Here is a 23740-nt window from a genome sequence, read left to right on the forward strand (position 1 = left end):
AGAGAGAGAGTCTATTTCGAAAGAGATAGGCTCTTTTTTTGTTTACAGAAAGAGGGAGAGGGGAGTTAACGATTAACGGTTAACGATTAACGAAGAGTGGTTAGTGTTTAGTGATTAGTGTTTAGTGATTAGTGGTGGTCGCAGGCGACCAGGGGGGGATGGAAGCTTGACCCATTGTTTGGATATCAAAATGTAGAGTCCAAATTAATCGTTAAACGTTAATCATTAATCGTTAATCACTAATCACTAACCACTAATCACTAATCACTAGTAACTTTTCGTTAAACGTTAATCACTGATTAACATATCTATTCTTTACATTGTTATATAAATAATGTGAAGTAAAAAGAGATGAATACAATAAAATCATCTTTTTTACGCTTTATGTTATTAGATTTTGGTTTATAACAGAAAAAAGATAGGTAATGGTTGTAAAAAGGTTACGAAAAGAATGCCTGATAGGGTTTGTTCTTTTATTGTTTGTTATTGGGTGTAAGAAAAAGGAAGAGGTTCAACTACCCATTGTGATTGTGGATAAGCCTGCCAAAGAGGATGTGTATATTTACGGTGAGTATATGGGGCGCATACGGGCAGCCAGTTATGTTGAGATACATGCGCGGGTAGAAGGTTATCTGGAAAGCATGCTTTTTGAAGAAGGAAAGCATGTGAAGCGCAATGATCCTTTGTTTATGATCAATCCGGCTCCTTATAAAGCCCGTGTAGAAAAAGCGAAGGCGCAATTGAAGAAAGACGAAGCTCAGGCGGCCAAAGCCCGGCGTGATGTAGATCGTCTGCGTCCGCTTTACGAGCAGCATGCTGCCAGTCAGTTGGATCTGGATAATGCCACCGCTGCTTTAGAGAATGCCGAAGCCAATATTGCCATGAGTAAGGCTGACCTCGATCAGGCTCAACTGGAGTTAGGTTATACGACTGTAACTTCTCCTTTGTCCGGTTATATCAGTGAACGTTTTGTGGATATCGGCGCCCTGGTTGGACCGGGTGTCAATTCCAAATTGGCTGCTGTTGTGAAGAGTGATACCGTTTTGGTTGACTTTAAAATGACTGCATTAGACTATTTGCGTGCCGAACGGCGGAATATCCGCTTTGGGGAACAGGATTCTACGCGTTCCTGGCAGCCTACGGTCACTATTACATTAGCCGATGATACGGAATACCCCATCAAAGGCGTGGTCGATTTTGCTGATCCGTTGGTCGATCCGCAGAGTGGCACCTTCGGTGTGCGTGCCGAATTAGCTAACCCCAACCAGCGATTGTTGCCCGGGCAGTTCACTCGTGTCAAACTCCTCCTGGATGTGCGTGAGCGGGCGATTGTTGTTCCCCGTAAAGCCTTGTCGATAGAGAGTGGCGGAGCTTTTATCTATATTATCCGTCGCGATGGTATTGCGGAGAAGCGTTTTGTGCAAACAGGACCGGAGATAGGAAATAATATTGTTGTCGAGCGAGGTCTCGGTGACAATGAAGATGTGGTTATTGAAGGTTACCATAAACTGACACCAGGTTTGCAGGTTCGTCCTGTCCGTGCCGGGGATGAAGAAGCTGTTCAACTAATGAAAGAGGAGGACACATTATGAAGCCGGGATTCTTTATCGATCGTCCGGTCTTCTCTACGGTTCTTTCTATCCTGATTGTTATTGTAGGGATTATCGGATTGATTATGCTGCCGATCGATCAGTATCCGCAGATTACTCCTCCGGTAGTGCGTATCAACGCGTCGTATTCGGGGGCAAGTGCATTGACGGTATCACAGGCTGTGGCCACTCCGATCGAGCAGGAATTAAACGGAACGCCGGGAATGATTTATATGCAAAGCAGCAGTTCCAACTCGGGAGGTCTGGGCATCACCGTTACTTTCGATGTGTCTACCAATGCCGATTTGGCGGCTGTAGAGATCCAGAACCGGGTGAAACTGGCCGAGAGTCGTTTGCCTGCCGAGGTGGTACAGAATGGTATCACGATTGAGAAGCAGGCGCCTAGCCAGTTGATGACCTTGAGTTTGATGTCCGACGACCCGAAGTTTGATGAGATATACCTGAGTAACTTTGCCACGGTGAATGTATTGGACGTCTTGCGTCGTATCCCGGGTGTCGGTCGGGTCTCGAATGTAGGCAGCCGCTATTACGGTATGCAGATCTGGGTTTATCCCGACCGTTTGGCGAATATGGGGCTGACCGTAAAAGATTTGCAGGATGCCTTAAAAGACCAGAACCGCGAATCGGCAGCCGGAGAATTGGGAAAACAGCCTGTATTGGATGTCGATATCACTCTGCCGATTACTGCTCCCGGTCGTCTTTCGACGGTAAAAGAGTTTGAAGATATAGTGGTTCGTGCCAATTCCGACGGGACCGTAGTTCGTCTGCGCGATGTGGCTCGTGTCTCTCTGGAGGCTTCTTCTTATTCCACCGAAAGTGGGATAAACGGAAAGAACGCAGCTATCATGAGTATCTATATGTTGCCGGGAGCCAATGCAATGGAGGTAGCGGAAGATGTCAAACAAGCCATGGGCGAGATCAGCCAGAACTTCCCGGAGGGATTGGAATACAATATCCCATTTGATATGACCGAATATATTTCACAGTCTATTCATGAGGTGTATAAAACTTTGTTCGAGGCTCTTTTATTAGTTATTCTGGTTGTGTTTCTGTCGTTGCAGAACTGGCGGGCTGCATTGATTCCGACTATTGCCGTGCCTATTTCATTGATCGGAACCTTTGGTTTTATGCTTGTTATGGGATTTTCCCTAAATATGCTAACCCTATTGGGATTGATTCTGGCCATTGGGATTGTGGTGGACGATGCGATTGTGGTAGTCGAGAATGTGGAACGGCTCATGGAAGTAGAGAAGCTCTCTGCCCGGGAAGCGACACATAAAGCGATGAAAGAGTTGTCGGGTGCGCTGATCGCCACATCGATGGTATTGGCAGCCGTATTTGTGCCGGTAAGTTTCCTGGGAGGGATTACCGGGTTGTTGTACCGGCAGTTCTCGGTAACGATCGTTGTATCCGTATTATTATCTACGGTAGTCGCCTTGACATTGAGCCCGGCGATGTGCGCCATACTGCTTAAACCTTCGAGTGGCCGGAAGAATATCGTTTTTCAGAAGATAAATATCTGGCTATCCAGAGGAAACGGAAAGTACACGCAGATCTTACAAAAGGCTATCGCCCATCCACGCCGTATATTAGCCGGGTTTGGTGTTGCGCTTGTTTGTATTTTCGTGTTAAACAGGGCTTTGCCTACCAGCTTTATTCCCGAGGAAGACCAAGGCTTTTTTACTGTTGAGCTTGAGATGCCGGAAGGGACAACCTTGGAACGTACCCGTGTGGTGACGGAGCGAGCCGTTCAGTATCTAATGACACAACCAGCCGTAGCTTATGTACAGAATGTGACCGGCAGTAGTTCGCGTGTCGGGACCTCTCAGGGACGAGCTGTCCTGACTGTGATCCTTAAACCCTGGGAAGAGCGCAAGTCTTCGGGTATGAAAGTTGGGGATGTGATGGATGCTGCCCGGAAGGAGTTTTATTATTATCCGGAGATAAAGGCTTACCTCAATCGTCCGCCGGTTATTCCCGGCCTGGGAGAAAGTGGCGGATTGGAGATGCAATTGGAAGCCCGTGGCAACGCGACCTGGGATAATCTGGTCAGCGCCCGGGATACTTTCCTTTATTATGCTTCGCGAGCTCCGGAGATTCAGAGTATTTCTTCTGCTATGCAAGCGGAAATACCTCAGCTCTACTTCGATGTCGATCGCGACCGTGCCAAAGCACTGGGTATTCCTTTGTCGGATATATTCTCGACGATGAAGGCTTATCTGGGAGCGGTCTATGTGAACGACTTTAATATGTTGAACCGTATCTACCGCGTTTATATCCAGGCCGAAGCACCCTATCGGGCAACGCAGGACAATATCGGATTGTTCTTCGTTCGTGCATCCAACGGGGCGATGGTGCCATTGACCGCTTTGGGTACAACATCTTATACGACCGGACCGGGAACGATCAAGCGTTTCAATATGTTTAATACCGCCTCGGTCAATGCCGTTGCTGCTGCGGGTCATAGTACCGGTGATGCAATGGCCGCATTGGAGCGTATCGCCCGGGAGCATTTGCCCGAGAATATTGGGGTTGAATGGAGCGGACTTTCTTATCAGGAAAAGAAAGCCGGAGGTCAGACCGGGTTTATTCTGGCATTGGTTTTTCTTTTTGTCTTCCTTTTCCTGGCTGCTCAGTATGAAAGTTGGATTGTGCCGATTGCCGTATTGCTATCGTTGCCGATCGCGGCTTTGGGTGCTTATCTGGGTGTTTGGATTACCGGCTTGGAAAACGATGTGTATTTTCAGATCGGTTTGGTTACCCTGATCGGTCTGGCTGCGAAGAATGCGATCCTGATTGTGGAGTTTGCCAAGGTGCAGGTCGACGATGGTGTGGACGTGGTAAAGGCTGCTATTCAAGCGGCACAGCTTCGTTTTCGTCCGATCCTGATGACTTCGTTGGCATTTGTATTGGGGATGCTGCCGTTGGTATTAGCCAGTGGTCCGGGATCCGCTTCGCGTCATAGCATCGGTACGGGAGTATTCTTTGGTATGTTGGTGGCTATCACTGTAGGTATTGTGATGGTTCCTTTCTTCTTTGTCTTGATTTATAAGATGAAAAGAAAGATACGGATCACTAAATTATATAAAACCGGGATTGTTATTCTTGTTGCCGTTTCTTTTTCTTCGTGTAAAGTCGGTAAAAGTTATAATCGCCCAGAGTTGGGAATTCCTGCAGATACCGTATGGAGTGCCGACAGTTCTTCCGTTTCCGATCTTCCGTGGCAGAGTCTGTATAGGGATACTGTTTTGCAGGGATTGATTCACCAAGCACTGGAAAATAATAAAGACATGCGGATGGCAGCGGCAAAAATCAAAGAGATGCTGGCTACCAAACGGATCTCGTTTGCCAACCAATTTCCGGAGGTGAATGCCAAACTGAATGCGCAGAAAGAAGAATTGAATTATGGCGGAGATAATCGGAAATCCAGTCAGGAGTTTTCCGGTAAGCTGACCTTGTCGTGGGAACTGGACTTCTGGGGCCGGTTGCGTTGGGCCAGTGAAGCGGATATTGCTGTGTATATGCAATCGGTAGAGGCGCAACGTGCTCTGCAGCTCACCCTTGTGGCCGAGGTAGCAACCAAATATTATGAACTGGCTGCCCTTGATCAGGAATTATCTATTGTCGAGCAAACATTGGATGCGCGTCAGGAGGCGGTACATTTGGCTAAATTGCGTTATGAAGGCGGCCTGACTTCGCAGACGGCTTACAACCAGGCGCAGGTCGAACTGGCGCGTACCGAAACACTTATCCCGGCTTTGCAACGTGATATCCAGATCAAAGAAAACGATCTTTCTTTCTTACTGGGCGAATATGACGGAACAATACCCCGGAGTTATACCTTGGCTTATGAAAACCTGCCCGATACATTGCCGATGGGGCTTTCTTCCGATCTCTTGGAACGCCGCCCTGATGTCCGTATAGCCGAGCAAAAATTGCGCGCAGCCAATGCCCGGGTAGGAGTGGCTCAGGCCGATCTCTTTCCCCGGATCGCTTTGACGGGTAATTTGGGAGGAGAGAGCAACGAATTGAGTAATTTATTGAAAAGCCCTGCCTGGTTTATTGCCGGCGACCTGTTGCAACCTCTTTTTGCTATGGGAAAGAATCGTGCCCGGGTGAAGGCTGCTAAGGCGCGTTACGAGCAGGAGGTATATAGTTATCAGAAAAGTGTACTGGAGGCTTTTCGGGAAGTGAACAATGCCTTGGTCACCAGTCGCAAAGTGAAAGAGATTCGTCGTTCACGAACTGCTTTGTTGGACGCTGCGGGCAACTATATGCATATGGCTCAGTTGCAATATATCAATGGAATTACGAACTATATCGACGTTTTAGATGCCCAACGTGGACTCTTTGATGCTCAAATAGGCCTTAATAATGCTGTGCTCGACGAGCAATTAGCCATTATTCGTTTGTATAAGGCATTGGGAGGAGGGTATGAGTAAATGAAGGATGAAGAACTAGGAATGATGAATGAAGAATTAAAAGCTTTCTTCATTCATCATTCCTTATTCTTCATTTCTCTTTCCTATCTTTGTGGAAGAATAAAAACTCATACAGCTATGCCATTAAACGTACAAGAGAATATACCCGCTATCGATCTATTGAAAGAGGAACATATCTTTGTGATGGATTCCCTGCGGGCAACGACACAGGATATTCGTCCACTCAAAGTGGTTGTACTCAATCTGATGCCACTAAAGATCACAACGGAAACCGATCTGATCCGGTTATTGAGCAATACACCGCTTCAGGTAGAGATGGAATTTATGAAGATCAAAGGACATACATCGAAGAATACGCCTATCGAACATATGCAGGCGTTCTACAAAAACTTCGAAGATATGGCTGACGATTATTATGATGGCATGATTATCACCGGGGCACCGGTGGAGCTTTATTCTTTTGAAGAGGTTCATTATTGGGAAGAATTACAAACTATATTCAACTGGGCACGGACCCATGTAACTTCCACCTTATACATCTGTTGGGCAGCACAGGCGGGACTTTATCATTTCTACGGTGTACCGAAATATGAATTACCGGCCAAGATGTTCGGTGTCTTCCGTCATACATTGTATGAACCTCATTTGCCTATCTTCCGGGGATTTGATGAAGAATTCTTTGTGCCACACAGCCGGCATACGGAAGTCCGGAAGGCAGATATATTAAAAGTGCCGGAACTGACGTTGCTTGCAGAGAGCGAAGAGGCGGGTGTGGCTATCGTGATGTCGCGGGGTGGAAGGGAGTTTTATGTTACGGGACATTCCGAATACTCTCCTTATACCTTGCATGATGAATATATGCGTGATGTAAATAAAGGACTTCCTATTCAGATACCTCTGAATTACTATCGGAATGACGATCCGGCAGCGGGACCTGTCGTGCGTTGGCGCGGGCATGCCAATCTGTTGTTCACCAACTGGCTGAACTACTATGTATATCAGGAGACACCGTTTAATAGAGAGGATATAAAAGACTTAGGAGAATTAGGAGTGGCATTGTTCCATTGAGTGAATTTTCTTTGTGAGTTTCAATAAACTGCGTGATATTATTCCTTCTCTATTTAGTTATAACTAATCTTTTTTTTCGTGATCAAACAAAAAAAAATAGAACTTCTTTCTCCGGCCAAAGACCTTATCACTGGCCGGGAAGCCATCCTGCATGGAGCGGATGCCGTGTATATCGGTGCCCCTCGATTTAGTGCGCGCTCGGCTGCCGGTAACTCGATAGATGATATCCGCGCGCTTTGTGATTTTGCCCATCTCTATGATGTTCGGATATATGTAGCACTTAATACCATTCTTTTCGATGAAGAGATGGAGGAAACCGAACATTTGATATGGGACTTGTATCGGGTGGGTGTGGATGCACTGATCGTACAGGATATGGGGATTTCCCGCTTGAATCTGCCCCCCATACCGTTGCATGCCAGTACACAGACCGATAACCGGACACCGGAAAAGGTTAAGTTTCTGGAAGAGGTAGGATTTCGTCAGGTTGTATTGGCACGTGAACTTTCTTTAGATCAGATCCGTCAGATTCGTGCAAACACATCCGTCGCATTGGAAGCCTTTGTGCATGGTGCCTTATGTGTGAGTTATAGCGGACAATGTTATCTGAGTGCTGCCGTCGGTGGGCGAAGTGCCAACCGGGGGGAATGTGCGCAATATTGCCGATTGCCTTATACGATGGTTGATGCTGATGGGAAAGTGATCGTTTCCGGAAAACATCTGTTGTCACTGAAAGATATGAATCGTTCCGGGAATTTGGAAGATTTATTGGATGCCGGCATCACTTCGTTGAAGATTGAAGGACGCTTGAAAGATGTTGCTTATGTGAAAAATATAACTGCCTGGTACCGAAAGCGTTTGGATGATATCATGCAGCGGCGACCGGAGTACGGACGGGCTTCGACCGGACGGTCCACTTTTACTTTTCAACCGGTTCCCGAAAAGAGTTTCAACCGTGGATTTACCTCTTACCTATTATATGGGCGCGAGCAGAATATCACTTCGTTTGATACCCCCAAGTCGTTGGGCGAGCCGGTTGGGCGGGTGAAGGAGATCCGCGGCAATTCATTTACTGTTGCAGGAACTCAATCGATTCATAATGGCGATGGCTTAGCCTTTTTTAATACCCAGAGGGAACTTGAAGGTTTCCGGGTAAACCGGGCGGAGATAAACCGAATCTATCCATCCGAAATGCCTCGTATTCAACCGAAAACAAATCTTTACCGGAATCTGGATTATACATTTGATAAACTCTTAGGCAAGGCTTCCGCTGAGCGCAAAATAGCCCTCTCCATCGAACTATTGGATAACCCGACGGGCTTTACCCTGGTCATGACAGACGAGACCGATGCCCGGATTATGTTGACTAAGTCATTGGATAAAGAGCTTGCCAACCGCGATCAGCAAGAAAATATCCGTACACAACTTTCCAAATTCGGAAATACTCCCTTTGAAGCAACAGAAGTAAAGATACATTTATCAGCGAATTGGTTTATTCCTTCTTCACTCTTAGCTAAAATGCGGCAGACAGGAGTCGAGATGTTATTGAAAAATAGAAAGATACGTTACCGAAGAGAACTTGTTCATTGGCAAGAACCAAAGGAGGAAATCAAATATCCGGAAAAAGAATTGACCTATTTAGGTAATGTATCTAATGATAAAGCCCTCTTGTTTTACAAGAAACATGGGGTAGAGAAGGTAGATGTTGCATTTGAGCAGGCGCGACCTTCTCGTGTCCCTCTTATGTTTACCAAGCACTGTCTGCGGTATAGTATGGGTTGGTGCCCTGTTTTTCAAAAGCAGCAGTCTCCTTTTAAGGAACCCTTTTTTCTCTTGTACAAGGAAACTCGTTTGCAGTTGGATTTCCATTGTAAGCGATGTGAGATGCAGGTCTATTTACTTGCTCCCTAAAAAGTGACTGATTTCAATAATAGTTTTTCTACATTCATTTTTCTGTCTATGCTGAAAGAATCTGTTCGTATCATTCGTTTTATAATCATTGGTTCACTGAATGCATTAATAACCGCCGTTGTTATTTGGGTGATGATGGTATTGTTAGGTTTCAATTATATATGGGCGAATGTGGCAGGTTATATTGCGGCATTGATAAATAACTTTTTCTGGAGTAAATATTGGGTGTTTTCATCCGGCGGCGGGCGCTTCTGGCAGGAGGTGCCTCTTTTCTTGTTGGCTTTCGGATGCGCCTATGCTGTTCAGTTTATCTCTTTATTGTTTATGGTAGAAACCTTGGGGATACATGCCAACCTGGCTCAATTTTTAGGATTGTTTGTCTATGGTGCCGTTAATTTTGTGATGAACAGAAAGGTGACTTTCCGCAATTAACCACCCCCACTTTTCTCTCTCTTCTTTAGCCCTTTCCGGTATAGTGATATAACGTTAAAAGATTCTATCAAATGTTCCATTTTTCTCTTTCTGAAAGCCTATTGAAAGAAGAGGGGTGGATTAATGTTTTGTTTTTTAATGCTTTATGTATTTTAAAGCGTTTAATTGTTGATATAAAATGTAAAAAGAAGAACAAAAGGAATGAAAACATAAATTATCTTTGTATACTATAAAGATAAAGGAAATAAGGATGGATTTATTACATAAACAGGAGCACTTTTCCTGTTTTAACTATGAAAAAGGACAAAACGCCCAGCTAGAAATACTTAAACGCCCGGCTGGTATGATTTTTGAACGTAACTTGGTTGATACCGAAATAGTCTTTCCCATGAAAGGACGTTTCAGGTTGTCATATGGTGCATTTATCCGAGAAGAAATAGATAAGGGGAATATTATGCTATTCCCTCCCGGCAGTCATATAAAAGTGGAAGCCCTGGAAGATGTGCATCTGATCATATGTCGTTTGCGTGATGTGGTGCAGTTATGCGAGTGTATCTCTTTGGAACGTTTATATGATGAATTTGGTGTCACGAAAGGATTCCATATGTTGGAGATGAATGAGCGTATCTATACCTATATCGATCTTTTTGTCAATTGTGTGAATGACGGGCTTCAATGCAGTTACTATTTTGCTACGAAGATGAGAGAATTGTTTTTTATGCTGCGGGGGTATTATACCAAAGAGCAGTTAGCCGCTTTCTTTTCGCCGATGTTAGGGAAAGATGCACAGTTTATGAATCTGATGTACAAAAGTTATCGTCAGGTGAAAAGTGTACAGGAGCTGGCGGAAATATCCAATTACAGTTTGTCCGGTTTTAAAAAGCAATTCCAACGGGTGTTTGGTACGTCTGCCTCTGAATGGATGAGTGCGCAGAAGGCTACCCGTGTGTTTCAAGATCTCAACAACTCTCCGTTGAGCATAAAGGAACTGGCCGAAAGGCATAATTTTGCTTCGGTATCTGCTTTCAGTACATTTTGTCAGAATAAATTCGGTATGCCCCCGGGAAAAATCCGGTTGAATATAGAAAAAATAGAGCAGGAGAGGCTAAAAGTAGCCAAAGTGTAAAAACAAGGAGCTTTACAGGTAATCCTTAAGAAAGAACCTTTGTTTAATTTTGTCCTATCAATAATTCACATGAAAAATCAAATCCTCGTGTAAGCGTTTTATTATAAGTATACTAAATATCAAATATCATTACAAATTGTTTACATTGATACCTGCTTTGGCCCGTGAGGGTAGAAGCAGGTTTTTTATGTCAACCCATTGTGTATCGGCAACCTCTCCCAGAGCCATTGAGGTATCATCCGCCAGAAAAATACCAATATCTTGTATCGTCCATCAATAACGATCCTTCTCTTTTTCCGGCTGAGCCCTTTCACAATAGCCGCAGCTACTTCCTGGGGTTTCATTAAAAGGGGATACCTCTCTTCTTTCAAAAGAGCGGTAGCGACAAACCCCGGACGGATATCGGTAAAGGTAATAGGTGTTTTATTCATCCGGCTCAACTGTGCCAGGGAATCTATATAGGTGTTTTGAAACCTTTTGCTGGCTGAATAGGCGGGAGCAACTCCCAAACCTTTGGTGCCGGCAATGGAGCTGATAACAGCCAGGTGCCCACCTCCCTGTTGTTGGAAATAATGATAGGCCGCTGTCACCAGACGGGTAAAGCCCTGCACATTGGTGTGGACAGTCGATAATTCGATGGCTGGAGTTAAAGACGTATTCTGGTAGCCGATCCCCGAACTTAACAGGAAGAGATCCATTCCTCCCAGCTTCTCAATCAAGAGCTGTAGCTCTTCGGTAGCCTTTTCCGTAGTGACATCCATTGGTTGCACTTCTATCTGATGGGGAGCCGTTTTTTGTAAGTCCTCCAATCGTTCTGCCCGTCTGCCGGCAATACCTACCCGCCAGCCTTGTTGTGTATATATGCGTGCCACTTCTTCTCCTATGCCCGAAGTGGCACCTATGATGATGATGCGTTTCATTTTATTTTATGGACTGATTCGGAGTAGTGGGTCCGTGTACCACCAATAGACCGTCGTCGGTTATTTCCATGCGATCGATGAAGACCACGCGTTCGTCCCCCGTTTTTGTCGTGCGTGCATGGTAGACATTGAACATCTGACCGTCTTCGAGAGAGAATACCATGCAATGTCCTGTTCCGGTTACATCTCCTCCTTTTTCTATGTTCTTTTCCAATACCGGGTTGTTTATTGCTTTTTGGAAAGGGCCTAACGGATTTTTACTTGTTGCGTATCCAACGGCATAGTTGGCACCCCCAAAGTAATTGGCCGAATACAACATATAATAGGTATCGCCTTTTTTGATCAGGTAAGAACCTTCTGTCCAGCGCCGATTCACTTCTTTCGAAGTCACCGAGCGGCTTTCCCATTCGGCTTGCCGATCATCCATCCTCACCGGTGGGCGGAGCAGTAGTACAGGTTCGCCGATCACTCCCGTGAAATCCGGTTTGATCTCGACGCCGTATATCCAACTCTCCTCGATTTCATCAAACCAACCTTTCGCTTTCGCCCAGTCGGCCACTTCACTTTCCACCGGATGTTTATAGCAGCAGCGGGAATAATAAAGATAGACTTTGCCGTTTTCATCGTCGAAATACAGGTTGGCGTCGATGATGGGATAACCCGGATCAAAGAGAGGGCCACCGTTCATCTCGCGGAAGGGGCCGGTGGGTTTGTCGGCAACAGCAACTCCGATGCGGAACATCTCCTGTTCATTCGTCGGATTCTCTTTCCAATTGGCACTGTACCATATATAATACTTACCCTTTCTTTCGTAAACCTCCGGAGCCCAGAAGCAGTCGACCGTCCAGGAGTCTGCAGTAGCCCCTTCGTAAACAAGCCCTTCCTCTTTCCAGTCTTTCAGGTTATGCGAAGAGTAGGCGCGAAACCCGTTTTCACCGGAAGTACCATACATATAGAATTTACCATCGGATGCCTTCAATATAAATGGGTCGCCAAAAGCTACAGGTAAGGGATTTTGTAATGTGTCCGTTACCGTATGATGCGTTGCATTCTCTGATTTGTTTTGTTTGTTTCCGCTGCAACCTATACAAAGAATAAAAAATACACAAATGAGGATTAGTTGTTTCATAAAATAGTTCAATTATAAAAATACAATGTATGTCTATTGCATAGTTAAGAAGAGGTCGTTTGATTTCCTGCTTTTTCGATGAAGTAGGTGTTTAGCTCGTCGATAGCTTCCTGATTATTCATCAGGTCTTTAATCACGACACCTCTTTCCAACAGGATCACCCGGTCGCATATATCGGTGGTATAACCGAGGTTATGACTGGAAATGAGGACTGTTGTTCCCTGTTCTTTGTTCATTTGCCGAATGAGATTTCTTATCTCCATTTGGGATGAAGGGTCCAAAAAGTTGAAAGGTTCATCCAATATCAGTATCTGCGGATGTACCATCATGGCAGTCATGATGCCGATCTTCTGTTTGTTACCAGCAGAGAAGTTACGGATATATTTTTTTTGTCCGAGGATTTCATTATTCATGAAACGATTGAATATAGACAAGCGTTCATCGACCTTCTCTTTGTTTAAGCCATAGGTTTCACCTACAAAATAGAAATATTCTTCCGGTGTCAGGAAGTCGATGAGAAACCGGTTGTCCAGGAAAGAGCCTGTATAGGACTTCCAGTTTTCACTTTGGCTGACATCTTGTTCTTTACTCCATACATATCCTTTGTCGGCTTTCAATAGATCCAGAATCAGGCGAAACAGGGTGGTCTTACCTGCCCCGTTGTTCCCAACCAAACCGACAAGACATCCACTTTCAATCTCTAATTCGGGAATATCGATCGCTTTTTTATCCTCAAAACACTTTAAGAGATCTTTTATTTGTATATCCATTGTCTATTTATTTTATTCGTATAATTCAATCGCGTTACGCATTACTACGGAATCCTTCCATGTTTTTATGTCTTCTTTTGAGGAAGCGGTTGTAGGTCCATCTCAACCAGTATTTGGCACTCAGGGTAAAGGATAGTCCGACGACCAGCATAAACGAACAGGCTACTTCCTGAGAGAAGAGATTATGAATAATAACAATGATGATAACAGGGAAGAACATTCCGAACATAGTAACCATCAGCATATTTCCCGATGTGCCTTTCCAGTTGAACATGCCACTGTCGAAAAGATCAAAATAACTTTTGTTATAGACCGCATTCTGAAACATGAGGAAAAATAAGAATCCGACCGTATAGAAGAACACGGAGATGACAAAAAACAAAGATAATTTCCCTTGAAAAACAGGGACCATCATACAGAGAGTGGGTAATAACGCATAGGAAGTATACAGGATGTATTTCCCTTTCAACATAGGGAGCAAAGTCTGATGGCGTGCCATAATCCCGTCGAAGAACGAGGATTCGGCAGTAAACATAAACTGCGACATGATTAGTCCCAGCGAACCGATAACAAACATGCTGAAGAAGATCAGCATAAAGGGACTTTGATGGAATACCGCATTGCTTGAATAGAGCATCACGAAATAATAGATAAAAAAGAATCCGACAGCATACATCTGTTGTTTTAACCGTTTGGAACGGAATATCATTTTCAGCTCCAGGTTAATAAACTCACCGGTTTCCCCCAGTCGATCCAGGAAGGAGATATGGGAGAAGTTGACGGTGTCTGTGATTTTCTTTCCTTGTAATTCCCTGTATAATGCTTCACGCATCATGCGTTGGTTGACCAGCCATAAGCCGGTCAGTATCAGGATTTGTACCAGCCAGACAAAAGGATTGCCATGCAATACCCATTCCCCTATTTGCACCGTATATTCCCCGAACGTCACCCCCGGAAGAAACGACAGGACTCCGATAAACACCAGGATTACAATCGGCAGAAAGAAAAACCACCCATTGCGTTTCAACAGATTATTGGTGATGTTTACCAACAAACTATTACCTAGGCATAAAGAATAAATAAAGAGAATATACAAAAGAGTTGCTCCGAACCCAAAATCCGGCGTGGCTGATTTGAAGGCAAAAGGAGCTATAAGAAAGAAGAGATAGAGGTTCCAAATGTTTGAAAATTCTTTGGATAACAGGAAGTTGAATAACCGGTTTCGTTTAATCGGCAGGGTCAGGTAAGGGACTATTTGCATCGACTGGTTCTGCTTCATGATATATTTGATCAAAAAATCAAACATAAAGAGATACAATAAAAAGGCATTGAACGAGTCTATGGCATGGGTATAGGACCCGATTTCCATCAATACTTTATCCAAAAAGAAACTCAGAGACAATAATTGAAGTCCCATTATACCGAAAATGATGTACATAAAGATACGTACACTCATATTCCGTTCAAACATCGGATGCCTTAGGAAGGCTTTCCACTGGTGTTTCTTTAGCTCCTTTTGTAGCATAGGTAAACTGTATTTTTTATTCGAAAATAGATAGGACAGGACGTGCAATCCATACCTGTGGTTGTTCCACATCCAACAGATAGGCCATTGTTCCGGCAATGTCATAGATCATTGTACTTTCCGGTATCGTATGTCCTTTTTTAATTCCTTTGCCATAGATCACAAGCGGACGTTCCATCTCATTCATGGTCTTTCCCCCGTGTCCTTTGTCGATACCACCATGGTCGGATGTGACGATAATCACTGTCTCGTCCAGGATACCGGCTTCTTTGACAGCCTCTATAATTTGTGCCAGGCATTTATCCAGGTGGTTGATCTTTGCGTAGTACTCAGGAGAGGTCCAACCATATTTATGTCCAGTACCGTCGGGTTGGTCATAAATAACCGCCAATAAGTTCGGTTTCTTTTCTTTTATATATTTTACGGCAAAAGGAGTACATCCATCCGGATTTTCTTCATTCATAGCAACCTGTTGTTTGTAACTCATTGCTAATGTGTCGGCCAGATAATTGATGCCACCCCATTCGTATATATAACCGATTTCCGCTTCGGGCGCTTTGTCACGGAAGAGGCCGAAGATATTCGGGAAACGACCGACGCTGTTAAGAACGCGAGAAGGTAATTCCGGTACACGGGATCCCCATTCGGTATATCCGTGCAATTCCGGTCCGGCACCCATAAACATGGAAGCCCAGTTCACAGCACTGGAAGAGGGAAGTACGCTTCGGCTTTTCAAATCCGAAGAACCTTCAGCCATAAGCTGACGAACCGTTGGCATATCCGCTCCATTATTGAGGGAATGCGAACTCCAACCGTCAAATCCGACTAAGATTACATGTTTGGGAAGATTTTTCTTTTTCTCAGGAGTTTGAGATGGCGTTGTAGAACAAGCAGCAAGGCAGCCAATCAATAAGGCATACACTGCCAGTAAAAATGTTTTTTTCATGTGTGTAAAAAGTTTATTCATTAAAACCAATGCCTACAAAGGTAATAAATAATTCTACGCATATTGTATCTGAGTTTCATTTTGTAAATCTGTCATCCTTTCAAAAACAAAACCTTACTTTTTGTTGTTTCTATAGTGAATAACTTATCGAAGGGGTTCTTTATTTGTTTTTAGTCACATCTAATAAATATAACATTATGATTAACAGAGAAAAAAGTATTGAGTTATTAAACAAAGCGGTAGCAGAAGAAATGACTGCGGTAAATCAGTATATGTATTTTCATATCTTATTAGAAGACATGGGTTATGACTATTTAGCCGCTTATTTTAAACGTACTTCTATCAAAGAGATGATTCACGTAGAGAAGTTTGCCGAACGTATCCTTTACCTGAAAGGGGATTTGGATCTGAAAGCATCCAAACGCGTCGAGAAAATCAAAGAAGTCAAAGCGATGTTGGAATTAGCCAATCAAATGGAGTTGAGTTCGATCGAACACTATAACGAGTGGGCGAAGATCTGTGGAGCCGAATCCGATTCTGCCTCTAAGAAGCTTTTTGAAAGCATTATCCTGGAAGAGGAAGAGCATCAGGATCAATTCGATACGGAAATAGACAATATGAACAACTTCGGAGATAACTATCTCGCGCTTCAGTCGATTGCACATAGCAAACAGGCAGCCAAAGGGGAATAAACGTCCGGTAAGTTGGCAGAAAACAAAAAAGGCTATCCGAAACTAAAATCGGATAGCCTTTTTTGTGCCATAACAACCGGATATATTCCGGGGATCATTGCGGGATAATTTTAGTGTTGATAGCTATCGTCACTACTAACGATAGCTATCATCNAGCTATCATCAGTAGTAACGATAGTTATCATCAGTACTGACGATAGCTATCAACACTAACTTTTCCCTTTATTTTACCAATAATATTTTTCTATAATTTCTTGCATTTGGGGATAGTCCTCATCCGTATCTCCGCTTTTTTGACGTTCTTCCAAGAGATCCTTTTTCAACTGCTTGATAAGGGTCGCATACGCCGGGTTGTCGTATTGATTTTTGTTTTCATACGGATCGGTTCTCAGGTCGTAGAACTCCCAGGAGGGGGTAGAGGATTTATTGTCCGATCCTCGCGTGTTGAGTTTGTCTCCGTAGAGGAATATCAATTTGTAATCCTGTGTCCGGATCCCCATATGCGCCGGGCGGATGAGGTGTTGGGTCCAATAGCGGTAGTACATCTTGTCGCGCCAGTCTGGGGAGGTCTCTGCCCGGAGGTTGTCGCGGAAACTCTTTCCTTGGCATAAAGCGGGAGCTTCTACCCCGGCATAATCAGCCAACATAGCGGCAAAGTCAACATTGAGGATGATGTCGTTATTGCGGGATCCGGCCGGTATTTCTTTCGGATAACGGATGACAAAAGGCATACGCAAAGATTCTTCATACATCATGCGTTTATCGAAAAAGCCATGTTCTCCCAGGAAATAGCCCTGATCGGATACATACACCACGATGGTATTCTGGCTGAGTCCTTCTGCATCGAGGAAGTGCAACAAACGGCCGATATTATCGTCGATGGCTGCCCCGCACCGCAGATAGTCTTTTATCATCTTCTGGTAAATCTTTTTCCGGGCAGCGATGCTGTCCATCCCTTGGGTAGAGAAAGGCAGTTCGGGGTACTGACACCACCAGGCGGCTGGGTCCTTGGAGGCTGTTTCCCAACGCCAGCCCATATTTTCCAATTGCTGTCCGCGGAAGGTACGTCCCGATTTTACTGGGCTGAACTCCATCATATTTTCCGGTTCCGGGAATACAACATCTTCATATAAATGTTTCATCCGTTCCGGGAAGTCCCAGGGTTCATGCGTTGCCTTGAAATGGCAAAACATCATAAAAGGTTTTTCCTTGTCTCTGTTTTGTATCCATTCCATTGTTTTATCTGTCACGATATCGGTAGAGAAACCTTGAAATACTTCTCCTTGTTTCCCTTTATCATCGTCTATCCAGTTTGTATCCGTTTTCATGATCGGGTCCCAGTATTCGCCCTGGTCATGAAAGACAAGGAAGTCATCAAATCCGGTCGGCTTTTTCTTTAGATGCCATTTTCCGAAGAGAGCGGTTTGATACCCTCCAGCCTGCATGCGTTTGGCTATATTGTCTGTTTCCGGCGCGAGGGCATCTTCTAATGTATACACATTGTTTACATGACTGTATGCCCCTGTCAGAATGGCGGCCCGGCTGGGTACAGATATAGAGTTGGTGCAAAAACAATTGTTTAACACACATCCTTCCGAGGCCAGGCGGCGGATGTTTTCATTTTTCGCATAGGCACTCAAAACTCCTCCGTAGACACCCCAGGCTTGGGAGGTATGGTCGTCGGAGAGGATAAATAGAATATTGGGGCGTTCTTTTTCGTTCTTCGGGGTATGGGCGTTGCCGCACGCCGGTATACCGGCAGCCAGGATCCCGAGAGGTAAGAGATAAACTGATTTTGTCATGGATATGAATTATTTTTTGATGACCGCTTTGCCCGCTTCGCGGCGTGCGTTTCCTTTTTTTCGTGTGAGGTTGTCTCCCAACTCTTCCCGCATATTATCGGCTATATTCATTAGTTTCAAGGCTACTTCCGGATATTGAGACAATACGTCATAGCGTTCACCCGGATCCCGGCGTAGGTCATATAATTCGGCCTTTGTTAAGTCTATATTGGTTAGTTTGCCCGGTTGTCCGTCGTTTCCGGGAACATAGGCACCGTAGGTGACATAGCGGTGGGGGAATACCAGTTTGAACATGCCGTCGGTGACTGCCTCCAGATCGTTTCTGTTGAAGTAATAGACAAAAGATTCGCGTGGATTCGCCTCGTTGTCACCTTGTATCAAAGGCAATAGGCTGACACCGTCGATTTTCCGGACGGGCAGGGGAGCGCCACTGATCTCCGCCAAAGTAGGCAATAGGTCGATGTTGGAAGCCAATCGGTTGCAGGTCGTGCCTGGCAGGGTTTGTCCTTTCCAGTACATTACGCAGGGGATACGGTTTCCTCCGTCAAAGGTAGTCGCTTTGGCTTCGCGCAATCCTCCGGCCGAACCGGCATGGTTGCCGTAATTGGTCCACGGGCCATTGTCGGAAGTAAGGATAACCAATGTATTCTCTTCCAATCCTAATTCCCGCAGGGTACGCAATACTTCTCCCACACTCCAGTCGATCTCCATCATCACATCCCCGAACAATCCTTGTTCGCTTTTGCCTTTAAACTTATCGGAAACAAATAAAGGCACATGGGGCATGGAATGTGCCAGGTACACAAAGAAAGGTTCTTTTTGATGTTTTTGGATGAAATTGATGGTACGGTTTGTATAGTCGGTGGTAAAACGGGACTGATCGGTATTATATCCAACAATGGTATTGCCTTCGTAAGTGGGAAGATCCGGGAAGTTAAAAACCTCTCCCTGTTGCGGATGAAAAGGCCACATATCGTTGGAGTAGGGTAGCCCGTAATACTCGTCGAACCCATTTTGCAAAGGCAGAAACTGCGGGGCATCGCCTAAATGCCATTTCCCATAAATGGCGGTATGATATCCTTTTTGCTTCAATACTTCACCGATGGTCATCTCATCGGGATGAACCCCATAGTCAGAACCCGGTCCGGGGGCACCGGCAAAACCGATGCGGTTGGGATAACAGCCGGTCAACAATCCTGCCCGGGAGGCACCACTGATGGGTTGGGCTGCCAGGAAATGGGTGAAGCGTACGCCTTCGGAGGCCATCTTGTCGATGTTAGGTGTTTTATACCCATAGGCACTGTTAAAAGAAAAGTCTCCATAACCCACATCGTCCAGGTTGATGATGATAAAGTTTGTATGATCGGCCGCGAAGCCTGTTAGAGCAAGTGTGCTGAGAAGGGATAGAAATGGTTTTTTATTGTTCATATATACAGTGTTTTACTTTGTTTAAACAGATTAGCGCATTCTCTATGGGCAAAGATAGATAAAATTCGAAAAAACAAAGTATGTATTGGACCGTTCGCTTCATAAAACAGTCAACCGCTCTATCCATTCCCCTTCCGATGAGTGAAGGAGGAAGAGATAGAGCGGTCTGTTGAAAGAGTGGCTGCCTGCAAGCAGCCTCCGATAAAATCTGTATTATTCAAATACAGCCATGCTCATGACTGAGCCCGGTGCATTGATAATAGGCGAAGAACTAGCCTGTCCTGTCTGGTGGTTATACGAGAATACACCCGCTCCCTGGGAGGCGGTGGACAGACCGAATAAAATTTCATTCCCTTTTTTACTGACAGCCGTAGCGTATGCGCTCGTAAGAGGCAGGGACAATGGGCTTAAGGTCTGGTTATATAAGTCAATCTTTAATGCATAGAGGAAATGGTCGTTCAGGAAGTCGCCGGTGAAAAGAGCCGGGCAACTGCAGACGCCATAGGCGATTCCGTCTGCCGCATATTGTGTAGAGTAAAAGTTCGTCAACTTGCCTCCTTCAACGCCGGCAATAGTCATATCCGTGAAGTTGAAGAAATAATCCGTATCGAAATCGGTTTCTCCTTTCTTGATACGCAGGAAGCCGGCTTTCTGTCCGGGTACAAACCCATAGGAAGCCCAGCAGTTGATGTAAATGTCGCCCCGGTCATCCACAAACATCTCATTTTCCCAGAACGAAGCGGTGGATGCCCGCATATCGCTGATGAATTTTTCCGGTGTGTCGGTTGCTTCATCGATCACGATCACGTGTGCTCCATCGTTGGAGATTGGCATATCGGCATATTCGCCGCAACCGACAAACACTTTGCCGTCGCGCAACACCATTCCCATAGGATTGGGAGTGGCCTGTCCATCGCAGGATAATTCCGCTTTGGCCAGGTCTATCTCTTTGGTTTTGGTCATGGTGGTGGGATTAAACACCACAATCTTGTTTTCAATCATCAGCGAGGCATACGCCTTGGTGTCGGAGATAAAGATCACATTGGCCACCATCGCACCGGCATGGGTACTCAACTCCAGGCTTGCGTCTTTTACCAATGTGCCGTCATCTTGACGTTGGTAGCGGGAAATGACAGCCTTGTCCATTCCGGAGAAGCTAAACAGCCAATCATTGAGTGCTGCCACACGTGCACTTGAATAGACTTCGTGTGCCCGGTTTAAGGCAGCAGTCGCCCCGTTCATCTCGTTTTCCGTAACAGGGATCAAGTAACTGACATCCGATCCAAGCACTCCCATATCGCAGGCAAGCACCAGTTGAGCCTTGCCGGTTGTTGTTTCTTCTACAGGGTTATCATCATCGCAAGCGACAAAAGTCAATGCTACAAAGAGCATCGGTAGATAAAAAAATACTTTCTTCATTTGATTCTGTTATTTAATATTGTGTATATCTTACCATTTCAAAGTCGTTATCCGCACCTTCGCCTGAAAGGTTCGTCCGGCAAGGGGATAGTTTAAGTTGGTTAGTTCTTTGGTATCGAATAGATTATGGCATTCGAGAGAGAACAATAAGCGTCTGTCCATCATGGCGTACTCTATGCCTGCCGTATGAATGCACGAAGAAGGGATCACATAACTTTGATTCGCAGCCAATTTGTAGCCAAAATAATATTTATCCGTATATCCGCCTTCGTAATAAAAACGGTTGTACTGTCCTTTTCCGCCGAAGAGATTGTCTTTGCGATAGTCGAGCGACCAGTTCAAAAAGAATATCGGAATATGTGGCATCTGCATATCGTAGGTTACACTCGGTGTGTTCGTACCGGGCAGGTAACGTGTTTTGTCGATTGTTTTCTGGTAGGTAGCGTTCAGCATGACGAACCAGTTCCGGTCGATATCCCATTTCACTTCCGCATCGGCTCCATAGAGATGGGCTTTCCCTATATTGTAATTAGCCATGAATCCACTTGCCGTACGCATCATTATCATATCGGTAATATGCATCGTATATATATTGCCTTCGAATTGCAGGCGGGAGAAATTGTTGTACTGATTGTTGTACATCACACCCAGATTCAGGTTGTTGGCCTGTTCGGGCCGCAGTTGAGTGTTGGATGTTATCCAGAGGCGATCGCCCAGAAGCTCTTCGCTGCGCGGCAAGCGGTAATTGTGTTCAAAGGCAAATTTGAGTAACCAGTGCTGGGCAAAGTCGTACTTTGCCGCAATACTTCCTCCCCACGACAATCGACTCTCATCGGCATGAACCACTTCGCTGTTGCCTGCACCATAGGTTAAATCGACAGTTGCTCCTTTGACCCGGTTATAATAATTGCGGGCGGTAAGCAGTAGGTATAGTCGTTCCCAGAGGCGTTGTTCTAAATTGATTGATGATATGACATTTATCACATCGGCTTTTAGTCCACTGTTCTGGGTCTTTCTGTAATTATCGGCTACGGTATCGTTAAACTCTGTAGAAACGAAGCGGAAGTCGTTGTTGAAATTTAATTTTGTACCCGGTCGCAGGTTGTATTTGAAGTTGAGCGTATAACGATAGTCTTTCAGTTTGTCGTCTGATAGATTCGGTATGGAACCGATTTCTCCGCGATAGGTATTGGGTATTTGGCTTCCATCGAAATTATACAGATACGAAGAGGTATCGTTCAGATGGGTTCCGCTGAATCTAGCCAATCCGGAAAACTTCATATCTAATTTAGGGGTTAAAAAGCCATCCTTTTCCAAGGTCAACTCAGCACCTGTCATCCAACCCGATGTTTGGGCCTTTTGTATGTTTGTTTTGATGCCCTGTATTTGGCGATCGTTGACATAAAAAGGAACACCGATCTCGAATTCGTCGAAATAGGTACCTCTGAAATCAATGGATACCTCACCCAGGTGTTTGCGGAACCGGTCGTGGTCACGCTTGATTGTCAGTCCTTCCACATAAGGCGACTGCATTTTGTAATTGTTTCCGGCATATCCGAAGCCATACATGGCTGAGAGCATGATTTGGGATTTGGGTAACCAATGTTTGTAGGTGATGCTGCTTTCATGGGTGTTGTAGGAACTAATGCCATACCAGAGGTCATAAAACGATTCTTCCGCATCAATGGTTACGATATTGATGGCACTGCCTAATCCGTCGCCTCCGAATTCGGGGGGCACAATGCCTTTGTAAATTTCTATACGGTCGATAAACTGCAAGGGGATATCGTTAATAGAAAACGAACCGTCGGGTGAGTTTAATGCCTGACCATCAATGTAAATCTGCACACGGTTGCCTTCCAATCCGCGTACATTGACTTTGGTGTCACTGCCTACACTGCCTGTGCGACGCACCTTCACTCCGGTTTGATGGTTGATCACTTCGGTGATAGAGGTACCACGCCCTGCCAGCATTTTGCCGTCGATGACGGATACGGGCACTCCCTGTTCTCTGGCATTCTTTAATTCTTTGCGTTCGTGACGAGCGGCTACGACAACTTCCCCGAGATCGGTCACCGCATTTTCCATACACACATGGAGTGTTAGGGGGGTATCTCTGTCGAATTTTACTGTTTTTGTCACCGTCTTCATGCCCAGGCAAGAGAATTCTATTTCCCAACTCCCAGCCTCCAGGTGGTGGATCTGGTATACACCCCCTTTATCGGTGGTCGCCCCGTTGTTCGCCTTGATAATTCTTACCAAAACTCCCTGAATGGGTTGATTGTTGGCACAATCAACTACTTTCCCACTTACACTCTGCCCCCACGAAATCACCGGAAATACTACCGCCATTAATATACAAACGGCAATAAGATACTTTTTTATCATCTATTGTTATACTTGTTTTTTCGCCGGCAAAGTTCCGGCATTTGCTCTGATTGTACAATTACCGGATCTAGGTATTTTAACACAATTTGGGCTTTATTCTTTCCCTATTTCTAGGTATAATGAACCAATCGC

The 23740-nt window shown here is 45.0% G+C and carries 16 protein-coding genes; 7 read left to right on the top strand and 9 right to left on the bottom strand.

Going from position 1 to position 23740, the window contains the following annotated elements; translation table 11 throughout:
- Window positions 1-425: 425 nt before the first annotated feature.
- From D0T51_RS02420 to D0T51_RS02445, 6 genes are all read left to right on the top strand, one after another.
- Window positions 426-1592: an efflux RND transporter periplasmic adaptor subunit gene (locus tag D0T51_RS02420; RefSeq protein ID WP_163724668.1), complete on the top strand. Its 1167-nt coding sequence runs from the start codon at window positions 426-428 to the stop codon at window positions 1590-1592.
- Entirely contained in the window at window positions 1589-6052 is a 4464-nt protein-coding gene (locus tag D0T51_RS02425; protein WP_163724671.1) for a multidrug efflux RND transporter permease subunit, read from the top strand. The genes D0T51_RS02420 and D0T51_RS02425 overlap by 4 nt, the downstream gene beginning before the upstream one ends.
- A 117-nt stretch (window positions 6053-6169) precedes the next feature.
- Entirely contained in the window at window positions 6170-7120 is a 951-nt protein-coding gene (gene metA / locus D0T51_RS02430; protein ID WP_163725222.1) for a homoserine O-succinyltransferase, read from the top strand.
- 78 nt (window positions 7121-7198) lie between these two features.
- On the top strand, window positions 7199-9031 hold the full coding sequence (locus D0T51_RS02435; protein WP_163724675.1) for a U32 family peptidase: 1833 nt from the start codon (window positions 7199-7201) through the stop codon (window positions 9029-9031).
- Between the two features lie 51 nt (window positions 9032-9082).
- On the top strand, window positions 9083-9463 hold the full coding sequence (locus D0T51_RS02440) for a GtrA family protein (RefSeq protein ID WP_163725225.1): 381 nt from the start codon (window positions 9083-9085) through the stop codon (window positions 9461-9463).
- 250 nt (window positions 9464-9713) lie between these two features.
- Window positions 9714-10589 carry a helix-turn-helix transcriptional regulator gene (locus tag D0T51_RS02445; protein ID WP_163724678.1) on the top strand — a complete coding sequence of 292 codons (876 nt, stop codon included), beginning with the start codon at window positions 9714-9716 and terminating at the stop codon, window positions 10587-10589.
- Window positions 10590-10774: 185 nt separating this feature from the next.
- Here D0T51_RS02445 and D0T51_RS02450 read toward each other — a convergent pair whose 3' ends face one another.
- Genes D0T51_RS02450 through D0T51_RS02470 form a run of 5 tightly spaced genes read right to left on the bottom strand, consistent with a single transcriptional unit; the run spans window position 10775 to window position 15879 of the window.
- Window positions 10775-11509: an SDR family oxidoreductase gene (locus D0T51_RS02450; RefSeq protein ID WP_163724684.1), complete on the bottom strand. Its 735-nt coding sequence runs from the start codon at window positions 11507-11509 to the stop codon at window positions 10775-10777.
- Between the two features lies 1 nt (window position 11510).
- Window positions 11511-12638, bottom strand: coding sequence for a glycoside hydrolase family 43 protein (locus D0T51_RS02455; protein WP_163724687.1), 1128 nt, complete (start codon window positions 12636-12638; stop codon window positions 11511-11513).
- A 44-nt stretch (window positions 12639-12682) separates the two neighbouring features.
- The gene (locus tag D0T51_RS02460) at window positions 12683-13408 is read right to left on the bottom strand and encodes an ABC transporter ATP-binding protein (RefSeq protein WP_163724690.1); all 726 of its coding nucleotides are present in this window, start codon (window positions 13406-13408) and stop codon (window positions 12683-12685) included.
- Between the two features lie 34 nt (window positions 13409-13442).
- Entirely contained in the window at window positions 13443-14933 is a 1491-nt protein-coding gene (locus D0T51_RS02465) for a DUF5687 family protein (protein ID WP_163724693.1), read from the bottom strand.
- Window positions 14934-14949: 16 nt separating this feature from the next.
- Window positions 14950-15879 carry an alkaline phosphatase gene (locus D0T51_RS02470; protein WP_163724696.1) on the bottom strand — a complete coding sequence of 310 codons (930 nt, stop codon included), beginning with the start codon at window positions 15877-15879 and terminating at the stop codon, window positions 14950-14952.
- A gap of 197 nt (window positions 15880-16076) precedes the next feature.
- On the opposite strand from D0T51_RS02470, the gene D0T51_RS02475 reads away from it, so the two are divergent.
- On the top strand, window positions 16077-16571 hold the full coding sequence (locus tag D0T51_RS02475; RefSeq protein ID WP_163724698.1) for a ferritin-like domain-containing protein: 495 nt from the start codon (window positions 16077-16079) through the stop codon (window positions 16569-16571).
- 227 nt (window positions 16572-16798) lie between these two features.
- On the opposite strand, the gene D0T51_RS02480 is transcribed toward D0T51_RS02475, so the two are convergent.
- From D0T51_RS02480 to D0T51_RS02495, 4 genes are all read right to left on the bottom strand, one after another.
- On the bottom strand, window positions 16799-18373 hold the full coding sequence (locus tag D0T51_RS02480; RefSeq protein WP_163724701.1) for a sulfatase: 1575 nt from the start codon (window positions 18371-18373) through the stop codon (window positions 16799-16801).
- A gap of 9 nt (window positions 18374-18382) precedes the next feature.
- Window positions 18383-19801, bottom strand: coding sequence for a sulfatase (locus D0T51_RS02485; RefSeq protein WP_163724704.1), 1419 nt, complete (start codon window positions 19799-19801; stop codon window positions 18383-18385).
- Between the two features lie 213 nt (window positions 19802-20014).
- Window positions 20015-21220, bottom strand: a complete 1206-nt coding sequence (locus tag D0T51_RS02490) for a DUF4374 domain-containing protein (RefSeq protein ID WP_163724706.1) — start codon at window positions 21218-21220, stop codon at window positions 20015-20017.
- Window positions 21221-21250: 30 nt separating this feature from the next.
- Complete coding sequence (locus D0T51_RS02495) at window positions 21251-23608, bottom strand: TonB-dependent receptor (protein WP_163724709.1); 2358 nt, start codon at window positions 23606-23608, stop codon at window positions 21251-21253.
- Window positions 23609-23740: the final 132 nt, after the last annotated feature.

This window comes from Parabacteroides sp. 52, from assembly GCF_010500925.1.
Taxonomy (GTDB): Bacteria; Bacteroidota; Bacteroidia; order Bacteroidales; family Tannerellaceae; genus QVMG01.